The 11,870-nt window shown below is 66.6% G+C and carries 10 protein-coding genes and 1 pseudogene; 4 read left to right on the forward strand and 7 right to left on the reverse strand.

Translation table 11 applies throughout. The features are described from left to right. Positions 1-180: 180 nt before the first annotated feature. From prfA to B3D39_RS03385, 3 genes are all read left to right on the forward strand, one after another. Entirely contained in the window at positions 181-1,236 is a 1,056-nt protein-coding gene (gene prfA, locus B3D39_RS03375; RefSeq protein WP_078603756.1) for a peptide chain release factor 1, read from the forward strand. Beyond that, positions 1,233-2,090, forward strand: coding sequence for a peptide chain release factor N(5)-glutamine methyltransferase (prmC, locus tag B3D39_RS03380; protein WP_274962091.1), 858 nt, complete (start codon positions 1,233-1,235; stop codon positions 2,088-2,090). Before prfA ends, prmC begins: the two co-directional genes overlap by 4 nt. Positions 2,091-2,360: 270 nt before the next feature. Continuing rightward, positions 2,361-3,146: a DUF4167 domain-containing protein gene (locus tag B3D39_RS03385; protein ID WP_274962092.1), complete on the forward strand. Its 786-nt coding sequence runs from the start codon at positions 2,361-2,363 to the stop codon at positions 3,144-3,146. A gap of 73 nt (positions 3,147-3,219) precedes the next feature. On the opposite strand, the gene B3D39_RS03390 is transcribed toward B3D39_RS03385, so the two are convergent. The 7 genes from B3D39_RS03390 to lptF form a co-directional block, all read right to left on the reverse strand. Next, a complete protein-coding gene (locus B3D39_RS03390) occupies positions 3,220-3,669 on the reverse strand; it encodes a GNAT family N-acetyltransferase (protein ID WP_274962093.1) in 450 nt (149 codons plus the stop codon). Beyond that, a complete protein-coding gene (gene rsmA / locus B3D39_RS03395; RefSeq protein WP_078519340.1) occupies positions 3,666-4,511 on the reverse strand; it encodes a 16S rRNA (adenine(1518)-N(6)/adenine(1519)-N(6))-dimethyltransferase RsmA in 846 nt (281 codons plus the stop codon). Before rsmA ends, B3D39_RS03390 begins: the two co-directional genes overlap by 4 nt. Before the next feature lie 9 nt (positions 4,512-4,520). After that, positions 4,521-5,543 (reverse strand): 4-hydroxythreonine-4-phosphate dehydrogenase PdxA, encoded by a 1,023-nt coding sequence (pdxA, locus tag B3D39_RS03400; RefSeq protein WP_078539451.1) that lies wholly within the window; start codon positions 5,541-5,543, stop codon positions 4,521-4,523. Continuing rightward, positions 5,540-6,772 carry a peptidylprolyl isomerase gene (locus tag B3D39_RS03405; protein ID WP_274962094.1) on the reverse strand — a complete coding sequence of 411 codons (1,233 nt, stop codon included), beginning with the start codon at positions 6,770-6,772 and terminating at the stop codon, positions 5,540-5,542. Before B3D39_RS03405 ends, pdxA begins: the two co-directional genes overlap by 4 nt. A gap of 92 nt (positions 6,773-6,864) precedes the next feature. After that, positions 6,865-9,090: an LPS-assembly protein LptD gene (locus tag B3D39_RS03410; RefSeq protein ID WP_274962095.1), complete on the reverse strand. Its 2,226-nt coding sequence runs from the start codon at positions 9,088-9,090 to the stop codon at positions 6,865-6,867. Further along, positions 9,090-10,208: an LPS export ABC transporter permease LptG gene (gene lptG / locus B3D39_RS03415; protein ID WP_078519336.1), complete on the reverse strand. Its 1,119-nt coding sequence runs from the start codon at positions 10,206-10,208 to the stop codon at positions 9,090-9,092. Before lptG ends, B3D39_RS03410 begins: the two co-directional genes overlap by 1 nt. After that, positions 10,205-11,350 carry an LPS export ABC transporter permease LptF gene (gene lptF, locus B3D39_RS03420; RefSeq protein ID WP_274962096.1) on the reverse strand — a complete coding sequence of 382 codons (1,146 nt, stop codon included), beginning with the start codon at positions 11,348-11,350 and terminating at the stop codon, positions 10,205-10,207. The genes lptG and lptF overlap by 4 nt, the downstream gene beginning before the upstream one ends. A gap of 180 nt (positions 11,351-11,530) precedes the next feature. On the opposite strand from lptF, the pseudogene B3D39_RS03425 reads away from it, so the two are divergent. After that, positions 11,531-11,870 (forward strand): annotated as a pseudogene (locus B3D39_RS03425) (leucyl aminopeptidase); the annotation flags it as partial.

Raw genomic sequence — 11,870 nt, forward strand, 5'->3', positions numbered from 1 at the left:
GCGCATTGGCGACGTCATCGCGGGTACGACTGCCTTGCGGGCTTTCGCGATAAAGGGCCCAGCCATCGAGGATGCAAAGCGCCCACCCAAGGGTCGGGCGCGGCCCTCCGCCTCATGAACACACTCCCCTCCCAACGCTCCTGCCTTGACGCCCCTCGCGCTTCGCGCCAAACCGATCCCATGTTGCCCGAAGAGAAACTCGACCAGATCCTCGCGCGCTTCGAGTACCTCGAGGCGCTGCTCAACGCTGGTGCGGAGCCCGCCAAGATCGCCGAAATCAGCCGCGAATATTCCGAATTGAAGCCGGTCGTGACCCAGATCGAGGCCTGGCGTCAGGCCCGTGCCGATCTGGACGAGGCGGAAGGCTGGCTGAGCGATCCGGAAATGCGCGATCTGGCCGAAGAGGAATTGCCGCGCCTCAAATCCCGCATACCCGAGATGGAGCAGGCTTTGCGCGTGGCGCTTCTGCCCAAGGATGCCGCCGACGCGCGCCCCGCGATCTTGGAGATCCGCCCCGGCACGGGCGGCGAGGAAGCGGCGCTTTTCGCGGGCAACCTGCTGCGGATGTATCAGAAATACGCCGAGAAACACGGCTGGCGGTTCGAGATGATGGAGCTGACCGAGACCGAGCTGGGCGGCGTCAAGGAAGCCGTGGCCCGGATCGAGGGCGAGGGCGTCTTTGCACGCCTGAAATACGAGTCCGGCGTCCACCGCGTGCAGCGCGTGCCGGAAACCGAGGCCGGCGGGCGCATCCATACCTCGGCCGCGACCGTGGCGGTGCTGCCCGAGGTCGAGGCGGTCGATATCGACATTCCCGCCAACGACATCCGGATCGACACGATGCGGGCCTCCGGGGCGGGCGGCCAGCACGTCAACACGACGGACTCGGCGGTGCGCATCACCCATATCCCGACCGGGATCGTCGTGACCTCGTCGGAGAAATCTCAGCACCAGAACCGCGCCAATGCGATGGCGGTGCTGCGCGCGCGGCTGTTCGAGGCCGAACGCGACCGCGCAGCCTCCGAGCGCGCCGAGACGCGGAAGTCTCAGGTGGGCTCCGGCGACCGCTCGGAGCGCATCCGCACCTATAATTTCCCGCAAGGGCGGCTGACCGATCACCGCATCAATCTTACGCTCTATTCCCTTGATAAGGTTATGGAAGGCGAGATCGACGAGGTGGTCGACGCGCTGATTGCCGACGATCAAGCGGCCAAGCTGGCGGAGATGGAGGCGTGAGGGCGCAAGATGCGTTGGTCGCCGCGACGCGGCGGCTGCGCGAGGCCGGGATCGAGGGCGCGCAGACCGATGCGCGCAGGCTTTTGGCCCATGCGCTGCAGATCGCGCCCGATCGGCTGACGCTCGCGCTGCAAGACCCGCTGCCAGAGGACGCAGCCGCCCAGTTTGAGGTGGCGCTGACTGCCCGCGAAGCCCGTCAGCCCGTCGCCCAGATCACCGGCAAGCGCCTCTTTTGGGGGCATGAATTCCGCGTCACCCGAGACACGCTCGACCCGCGCCCGGAGACCGAACTGCTGGTCGAGGTGGCGCTGGAGCGGCCCTTCGTCCACGCGCTGGACCTTGGCACGGGCACCGGCTGCATCCTGATTTCGCTGCTGAAATCCATGCCCTTCGCGGCGGGGACGGGGACCGATCTGTCGGACGCCGCGCTGGAGGTCGCGAAATCCAATGCCGAGGCGCTCGGTGTGGCCAAACGCGCCAAGTTCCTGATTTCAGACTGGTTTGCCAATGTGCCGGGGCGCTACGACCTCATCGTCTCGAACCCGCCCTATATCGCCCAAGACGAAATGGCGGGGCTCTCGCAGGATGTGCGCGACTGGGAGCCGCTCTCGGCGCTGACCCCCGGTGGCGACGGGCTCGACGCCTATCGCGCGATTACGCGCGGGGCAGGCGCGCGGCTGCTCGCAGGTGGGCGTCTCGCGGTGGAGATCGGCCCGACACAGGCGCAGGCGGTCAGTGACCTCTTCGCGGCCCAAGGTTTCGAGCGGATCGAGACCCGCCAAGATCTCGATGGGCGCGACCGCGTCGTTTTGGCGCATAAATCCGGCGATACGGCGGATTGCGGCGCTTCCTGAGCGCGAAATCGCCCAAAAACTTGGGGAAAACCCCGCGAATCGGCGGAAATCGCGGATTTGACCGATTTTCTGACTTGAAAGGTGGCCCCCCGCATGTTTAGTCAAGCCTGTGCAGGGCGGATATTGATCCACCGCACGGCTCAGCTTCACAGCGCGGGTGTTAGGAACGAAACCGGGCAAGTATGCCCAGCGTGACAGTTCAGCCCGCAGGCCACGCATTAGCGGCCATTTCCGAAAAGCCCGTGACAACGGGCCAAGAAAACGAAAGCCATGAGATCTTCGAAATCCCGTTCGCGCAATAAGTCGAACCGTCAACGGTCGATGGGCAATATCGTTAACCGCGTCTTCGACAGCTCCGGCCCCGAAGGCAAGGTGCGCGGTACGCCGCAGCAGATCATCGACAAATATCTTCAGCTTGCGCGCGATGCGCAGCTCGGCAACGATCGCGTGGCCGAACAGAACTTCCTGCAGCACGCAGAGCATTACACGCGAATGCTGGGCGAGGCGCAGAAAGAACAGGCTCGCGAGCAAGAGGCCCGCAACCAGCAGCGCCAGCAAAACAACCAGAACAACCAGAACAACCAGAATAACGGCAACCAGAACAATGGTGGCCAGAATAATGGTGGTCAGAACCACGGTGGCCAGAACAGCGGTGGCAACGGTCAGAATAACGGCCAGAACCACGCTCAGCAGGATGACGGCCAGACCGAGGCGCAGCCGAAGGGCGAAGCTCAGGACAACAATACGTCCGAGCGTCGCGAAGAGCGCAGCGAGGCGAAATCCTCCGGTCGCAACAAGCGCGCCGAAAGCCCCGAGATGATGCCGCCGATGCCGCAGCTGGAGCTCGAAGAGGATTCCACCCTCGTCGAGACGCCGGAAAGCCGCAGCAGCGAAGAGGCACCGAAAGCCGCGGAACAGCCTGAGAAGGCCGAGAAAGCGGAAAAGGCCGAAAAGCCCAAGCGTCCGCGCGCCCCGCGCAAGCCGCGCGCCCCGAAAGCCGACAAGGCTGAAAAGGCAGAGGCGAGCGCCGAGCTGCCCAAAGCGTCTGGCGAGTAAAGCCTCGGACAAGAGATAGCAAAAGGCCCGCCGGATCGGCGGGCCTTTTTGCATGATGGGGCAGGGGCGGCGCTCAGGCGGTCAGGTCTTTGTCCAGAAACACCCGGTCATAGCCGCCATCCATCCGGCGGTCGCGCTCGACAAAACCGAGCCGCGCATAGACCGCGCGGCTCTCCTCCATCGCGGCATTGGCGTAAAGCCACAGCTTTTCCGCGCCGATCTCGCGGGCGCGCGCCTCGGCGAACGCCATCAACTGCCGCCCGATCCCCTGGCCCTGCGCGGCCGGTTCGACGGCGACGGGCTCGATCTGCAACCGGGGCGGCGGGCCGTCATCCGCAAAGAGCCCGATATAGCCCGCGACCCCACTCGTCCCCTCGCAGACCCAGAGATGCGGCAGCTCGGCGGCATGATCGGCGAGCATCGGCGCGGGTGGGCGTCCGATCCGGGGAATGTAGCGGGAGAAGGCCGCCTCGGCGATCTCGGCAATGCGCGGCAGGTCGTCCTCGCGCGCCGGGCGGATCATTCCTGACCCGCGACGATGCGTGCAAGGCGGCAGAACTGCTCCAGCGTCACGCGTTCGGCGCGCTCGGTCGGCGCGATCCCGGCCTGTTCCAGCTTCGCCTCGATATCTGGGGCCACGCCTTTCAGCGAAGCGCGCAGCATCTTGCGGCGCTGGTTGAAGCCGGCAGCAACGACCCGGCTGAGCGTTGCCGCATCGGCCGGATAGCGCGGCTCGGGCAGGGCGCGCAGATGCACCACCGCGGAATGGACCTTCGGGGCGGGCGTGAAGGCCTCGGGCGGCAGGCTCATCACGATCTTCGCCTCGGCACGCCATTGGGCGAGGATCGCGAGCCGCCCGTAATGCTTGCTGCCCGGTTTGGCCACGATCCGCTCGGCCACCTCGCGCTGGAACATCAGCGTCAGGCTTTCCCAGAAGGGCGGCCAGTCTTTCGGCGTGAGCCAGCGCACCAGCAGCTCGGTGCCCACGTTATAGGGCAGGTTCGCGGCGATCTTGATCGGCGGCGTCAGATGCGCGAGCGGGTCGATCTGCAGCGCGTCGCCATTGATGACTTCGAGCCGTCCCGGATAGGCCTCGGCAATCTCGGCCAGAGCGGGCAGACAGCGCGTGTCTTTCTCGATCGCGAGGACCTTGCGCGCGCCTTCGGCCAGAAGCCCGCGGGTCAGACCGCCGGGGCCGGGGCCGACCTCCAGCACATCCGCGCCCGTCAGATCGCCCGCAGAGCGCGCGATCTTCGCGGTCAGGTTCAGGTCCAGCAGGAAGTTCTGCCCGAGGCTCTTCTTTGCCACCAGATCATGCGTCTGCAGAACCTCGCGCAGCGGCGGCAGCCCGTCGATCGTCGCCATCACGCAGCCTCAGTCATGACGCGCGGCCCCCATCCGGGCCGCCATCTCCAGCGCCGCGATCAGCGAGGCGGGGTTGGCGCGGCCTTGACCCGCGATGTCATAGGCGGTGCCGTGATCGGGCGAGGTGCGCACGAAGGGCAGGCCGAGCGTGATATTCACCCCGCCATCGAAATCGAGCGTCTTGATCGGGATCAGCGCCTGATCGTGATAGGCGCAGATCGCCGCGTCGTAAGTCTGCCGGGCGCGGGCGTGGAACATCGTATCGGCGGGCATCGGGCCCGCGACGGCGTAACCTTCTTCGCGTAGACCGTCGAGCGTGTCGGCGATCCAGTCGCCTTCCTCGGAGCCCATCGCACCGCCTTCGCCTGCATGCGGGTTCAGCCCCGCCACCGCAATCCGCGGGGCAGAGAAGCCGAAATCGCGCCGCAGCCCTTCATAGGTGATCCGCACCGTCTCGCGCAGAAGCTGCGGGGTCAGGAGTTTCGGCACCTCGGAGAGCGCGACATGGATTGTGGCGGGCACCACGCGCAGCGGCGGATCGACCCGCGACGAGGCCAGCATCATCACCACCCGCTCGACGCCCGCGAGATGGGCCAGATATTCGGTATGGCCGGGGAAGGTGAACTTTGCCCCGTCCTTCAGGGCCTTCTTGTTGATCGGCGCGGTGGTCAGCCCGGTGCCTTCGCCGCGCATCACCAGATCGACGCCGCGCGCGATCACGTCGATGACGGCTTTCGCATTGGCCGGGTCCGGCTCGCCCGGAAGGGCGGCGGCGGGGAATTGATGGGGCAGCACCGGCAGCCCGGCGCTGGCATGGCGCAGCGCATCGGAGGGCCGGTCGATCTCGCGGATCTTGGTGCCGCGCGGCAGATGCGCGGGATCGCCGATCCAGACGAAGGGCAGCTTCGCGCCGCAATGCTCCCAGGCGCGGGCGGCGATCTCGGGGCCAACCCCCGAGGGATCGCCGCAGCTGAGGATCACGGGGCGGTCGGGCGCACGGGCCGCAGTGCGATCGGTCGGTTGGGCGCTCATTTGCGCACGATCACCGCGTCGGCTTCCAGATCGGCCATGTAGCCGTTGGCATAGGCTTCGAGCGCCTTGCTCTCCAGCGCCGCGCGGACCTGATCGCGGTCGGGGGCCGCCGACTGGTCGCCCTCGGGGGCCACCTTGCGATCGCAGAGCATCACCAGAAGATCGTTCGCGCCCTGCGGGATCACTTCGCTCTCGCCCACGTCGAGATGCGACAGCGCGAGACCGACATTGGTCGGCACCTGCGCCTGCGCCACGTCCTCATGCATGGTGAGCGCGCTCGGCGGGAAGCCCTTGCCGATGGTGTAGAGCTGGTTGCATTGGCGCGCCGCGGCCACCTGGCTCTGGATCTTGGCCGATTGCTGCGAGCCGGTCTGGCCGATCGCGAAGGTCATGTAGCTCAGCGACTGCGGGCCCGACGGCGCGTCGCCGTCACCGATCGCGCGCAGCATGAAAACCGCGACCGCGCCCTTGAGTTCGATCGGCTGGGTCGCCGTGCCGGGCTTGAGCTTGAGCACCACGCCGCGCAGTTGCGGCGGCAGCTTGTCGATCGGCATCCAGTCCAGACGCCCGCCGCGATCCCGCGAGGGAGCGGCCGAATATTGACGTGCGAGTGCTGCGAACGCGCCTTCGCCCTGCGCGGCCGACAGTTGCCGCGCCTGACCCATCGCCGCGCGCTCGCGGCCCGGCGGGGCGGGCACGATCGCCTCGGAGATCAGCACTTTCACGCCCTTGCCGGTCTGGCTTTCGGGCTTCATCGCGCGGTCGATGTCCGCTTTCGTGATGTTCACCTGCGGCCCGAAGCGCGCCCGGACCACCTGACGCCAGACGAGACCGGCCTCGGTGAAGTTGCGGAAGGTGTTCGGATCGACGCCCTCCTTCTGCAGCGCCTGCACGAATTGCTCGCCGGTCATGTTCGCGCGGCCCGCGAATTCGTCCATGCCCTGCTGAATCGCGGCTTCGTCGAGCTTGATGCCGATGCGATTGCCGGCCCAGACGCGCAGGCGATCTTCGATCAGCGCCTTCTCGGCATCCTCGCGGGAGTTCGAGCCGGCATTGAGCAGCTGCATGAAGCGCTGGCGCTGGCTGATCTCGTAATCGGTCACGCCCATCCCGTTGACGGTAACGACGGGCGCGAAGCTGCCGCCCGATTGCGCCTGCGCCGTCCCTGCGGCGAAAGGCAGGGCGAGCATCAGCGCCAGAAGGGTGAGCAGTCGGGTCATCATCGTCATGAGCGTGCCTGTCCGTTTCGTCTCGTTCAGTCTTGGCCCTTTGGGCCTCGTTGATCCTCTGGGCCCGCTGGGCCGCTTTGCGATCCTCAGCCTCACCCTCCGCAGGTTCGCCGCGCGGGCGCACCGCCACTCGCGCCGAAGCCGACGAGTTGGACGGAAAGGCCGAAATCGGTCTCCGGGGCTACACTAGTGGATGACGTGAAGCGGCGCGAGAGGGAAAGATCAACCGCGATGCATTCGGTCTGGTAGCGCAGGCCGAGCTTTGCGCGCGCGGCGCGCTCGGCGGTGAAATCGTAACGTGTGCTGAGCGTGCCCGACCAGCCGTTGCCCCAGCGCCATCCCGTGTCGAGCATAAGTTCCGACATATTGTCGTCGCGCCCTTCGGCGGGGTTCTTCTCGAGCCAGAGATAGCCTGCCGAGACGTTGAAGTCGTCGCCGGCCCGCGACAACCGCAACTCGTCGCGCGACACGGAGAAGTTATCGTCGAACAGCGCGCGGTTCGACAGCGTCAGCCCGTTCGCGGTGGCCAGATGGGTTGCGAGGAGCCAGTCGGATTTCGTCCCCGACAGCCCCGTGCCCTGCGAGAACTGGCTCAGATCGCGCTGGCGGAAGACGCGGCCCGCCGCGACGCCCAGCGACCAGCCGGAGCTGTCATAGCGCGTCCAGCCGAGCCCGACATTGGCGCGCAGGCCGGTCTCGCGCGCATCCTCGCCCGGATAGCGGGTCAGCGAGAACAGGTTGCCGCCGTCGAATTCGGGCAGCTGGCTGTCCTCGTTCGGGGCGTCGGCCAGATGATCGGGCGCCCAGACGATCTGCGCCACCGGCTCGATCACATAGGCGGCGCGGCCGCTCGTCTTCACCCAGGGCCAGCGGATTTCCGCGGCGACGGTGGGTTGGCCGCGCAGGATCGTGTCGCTGAAGGCGGGATCCTGGTTGGTCTCGATGATGTCGCCCGCGAATTGCGCCTCGAGCGAGCCCAGCATACCCGGCCCGAACAGCCAGTTGCGGCGCCAGTCGGCGGTGAGCGAGCCACGCACCATGTCGCGCCCGTCGGGGCGGCCGTCGCCGTTGAGATCGAGCGTCGAACTCGAAGCGCGCCGCGTCGCCAAGGTGGAAAACCGCAGGCTGCCCTGTCCGCCGATCCCAGCGGGGCGGAAGGTGCGGATCCATTCGCCGGTGCCGCTCAGCATCGGTTCGGTGGAGTTGTTCTCATCCGCGCGCAGCGAGTGAATATTGCCGACGCGGGTCCAGATCATCTCGTCGCGGCGCACCCGTTCGAGCTCGACACCCGACCACAGCCGGTCGTCGTCGCCGAGCCCGTAATTGAGCAGGTAGCTGTCGTCGCTGACCAGCCGAAGCTGTGCGGTCAGGCGGAATTCGCGGGGCAGCTGCGCCTCGAGATCGCCGAAGAGATAGCCGCGCGTGCCGCTGCGAATGTCGTCATTGCTCAGCGCGCCCGACCATTCCATCTTGCCCCAGTTGAAGGCCTGCCGGTAGCGCAGGTTCAGCGTCTCGGTGCGCGAGGTCGCGAAATAGGGCGTCACCGTCAGGTCGCGGCTGGGCCCGAGCGCGATGAAATAGGGCACCAGAAGCCCCGGTCCGAGACCGCTCGTGGTGCGGAATTGCGGGGCGAGGAAGCCCGTCATCCGTCGTACGCCCGGCGCAGGCAGGCGCAGCCGCGGCAGATAGGCGATCGGCACGCCCGCCGCGCGGAACTGGGCATCCTCGAAGACGATCTGCCGCGTGGTCGCGTTATGCACGACGCGGCTCGCGCGGATTTCCCAAAGCGGCGTCGGATTGGTCCGGCAGACCTCGCAGGACGAGGCCACGACCTTGTTCATGATCGTGATCGCGCCGTCGCGCCGCTCGATCCGGGCGGCGGCGAGCTGCAATTCGCGCGCCATCACCATCCGGGCGCTGAGAAGGATGCCGTTCTGCAGATCCGAGGAGAGCTCCGCCTGCGAGGCGAGGATCACCGCCTGCGACTGACCGGGCTGCACCAGCCGGATCGGACCTTCGAGGTAGAGCTTGTCCGCCTTCTGGTCATAGACCACGCGCTTGGCCGAAAGCCGGTTCGACTTGTAGAAGACCTCGACATTGCCTTCTGCGACCAGCTCGTTCTGATTGCGGATCGAGACCCGGTCGGCCAGCAACGTCGCCAATTCGTCCGAAGAGGGGATCGCCGCGTCCTGTGTCGTGGTGGAGGCTGTCGCGGTGGCGTCTTGTGCGCGCACCGTCTGCGGTCCCGCCACGCCAAGCGCGACGATCAGCGCCAAGGCGCTCGCCCGTCCTGCCAAGGCGCCGAATTGCCGCCGCATCACCCATCCTCCCGGTGCAGTAGCCGCGCCAGCGGCAGCATCAACCCGATCACCGGCGGCGCCCAAGCCGCGAGCAGAACGGGAATCTGTCCGTTATCGCCCAGAACTTGCGCGATATTGCGCAGGAAGAACAAGCCCAGACCCGCCGCCAAGGCCAAAAGAACCTTCGCGCCGATGCCCCCAAAGCGCACATGATCCATCGTGAAGCTGGCAGCGATCAGCACCATCGCGGCCAGCAGCACCGGCAGCGCCAGCTCCATCTGGAACCACACGATGTGGCGGCGCGCCGAGAAGCCCGCATCCTCGAGCGACGCGATGAAGCTCGGCAATTGCCAGATCGGCACCGCGGAGGGCTTGCCGAAACTGTCGCGGATGCTGGCGACCGTCAGATCGGAGGGCAGCGAGAGGCTGTCCTGGGTGGTGGCGTCGCGCTCGGGATTGGTGGATTCGCCCAGCGGCCAGTCCTTCACGTCCTGCAACTGCCATGCGCCCGGCACCAGCGTCGCGGTCTTCGCGTCGATCCGGCGCACCGGGCCGCGATTAGGGTCGAAGATCAAGAAGGTCACGCCATGCAGGGTCGTGGCATCGCCATTGGCGCGCTCGGCATGGATCACCGCCTGCGCCAGCGATTTTCCGTCCGAGGCAAGGCCCGCGCTTTGCCGCATCCACACGCCCTCGCGCCCGATCGAGACGGTCGAGCCACCATCGGACGTGTAGTGGTCGACGAGCGTCTCATAGCGCTTCGAGGTGGCGGAGACGAGCGGGTTGCCGACCAGCAGCGCCAGTAGACCAATCACCAGCGCCGCCGCGATCGGGGCTGCCAGCATCCGCAGCGCGGACCGGCCCGCCGCCCGGATAACCACCAGTTCCGAACTGCGCGCCAGTGCGACGAACAGCGCCACCGCCGACAGCATCACGATCAGCGGCAGGATGGTGTAAATCGTCTCGGGAATGTTGAGCGCAGAGAGCACCGAGAGCTGCAGCAGGCTCAGCCCCTGATCGGAGAAGCGGCGGATTTCCTCGACCACATCGATCAGGAACAGGATGCCCCAGAAGCTCGCCGCGACGATCAGGAAGCTGCGGAGGAACCGTTTCGCAAGATAGAGGGCAAGCGTCACGCGGCAGCCTCCCGTTTGGGTCGGATACGGCGCGGACGCCCCGACCACCACAGCATGAACAGCACCATCACGATCCCGCCCAGCGTCGGCGCAATCAGGCTCGGCCAAAGCGAGGGGTCGCGCCCGGAACTGGTCTCGGCGGCGTTTTGCAGCACCTGCACCACGATCAGCCCACCAATGGCGAGCGACATCTGCCGCCACATGCCGAAGCGCGAAAACGTGCCCATCATCAGCGCCGAGAAGCCGATCAGCGCCGCGATCGGGGCAAGAAGGGGCTGGGTGATCCGCCGGGCAAGCTCCAGCCGCAGCGCGTCGCGGGCGGCCTTGGCGCTCTCCGCGCCCGGTGTCGCGTCCAGACCGGTCCCGGCCATCATCGCGGCGAGGCGCGGCGTCGTCATCTCGTCGATCTTCGGCGCCCGCGCCTTACCGGCCTTCAGGAAAGAGCCGATATCATAGGTGAAATTGCTGAACCGCGTGACCGACAGGCGATCCGAAGGTTCGCGCAGGGTCTGGGCCATGCCCGAGAACATGATCAGTTTCGGCCCCGTCTCGGTCTTCACGATCACGCCCTTGCCGGCGGTATAGATCGTGCTCGTCTGCGCCGAGCGGCTGTCGGAGACGAAGATATCCTGCAACTCCCCCAGATCGGAAATGCGCCGGATATAGATCGAGATGCCCGGCGCGGGATGCTGGAACGTGCCTTCGGTGAGGAATTTCGCGGTCAGGTTCTGCGCGACCTCCTGCTGGCGCTCGGCCAGCCGGGCTTTCGCGGCGGGGACGAGGAAATTCACCAGAAGCGCCATCATCACCGATGCGATCAACCCGAAGACCAGCACCGGACGCGCCAGCCGCCAGTTCGAGGTGCCGGTGGCGCGCATCACCACCAATTCGCTGTCCTGATCGAGCCGGTTGAACGCGTAGATCGTGGCGGCGAAGGCGGCGACCGGCAGGACGATGCGGATGACGTAAGGCAAGGTCAACGCGGTGAATTCCAGCACCACCGTTGCGGTCTGCCCATCCGAAATCAGGCTGTCGAACATGATCACAGCCCGGTTGACCCAATAGACGGAGACCAGCACGAGCGCGAAAAACCCGAACAGCGCCATCAATTTGGACAAAACATATCTGTCCAGTTGCGTCACGACCCTCTCAATACCCCCGAATATTTCCCTTTCTCTAGCCTGTCGGGCGAAGTGAGGGAAGGGCACAGCGGGGGTGCTTTTCATTTTCCGGAGGCAGGGCTAGGCTCGCGCGCAATTTGATGCCAATCGCGACCGAGCGCCGCCGACGCGCGCGCCGGTCTCATCTTCGGAGAGCCCCACATGACCCAACCTGTTGCTATCGCCTTCAAGGAAACCGATCCGGAGGTCTTCGCCACCCAAAGCGGGCGGATCGCGCTGGTCGTGGGCGGTGACGGCAAGCTGGGTCAGGCCGGGCGCAAGCTGGATCGGGCGATGAAGGGCGCGATCAAGCGCGCGGTGGACTCGGAAGCCTTCGCGGGGCTCGATGCGGGCGAGGCGATGGAGCTGAGCTGGCCCGCCGCGATCGCCGCCGAAGCGGTGCAGCTGGTGCGGCTCGACCGCAAGGCCGGCGCCGACGAGGCCCGCAAGGCGGGGGCTGCGATCGGCGCCAAACTCGGTGAGGCGGGCGCGCTCGTGGTGG

Source organism: Thioclava sp. UBA3469 (assembly GCF_002378135.1).
Lineage (GTDB): Bacteria > Pseudomonadota > Alphaproteobacteria > Rhodobacterales > Rhodobacteraceae > Thioclava > Thioclava sediminum.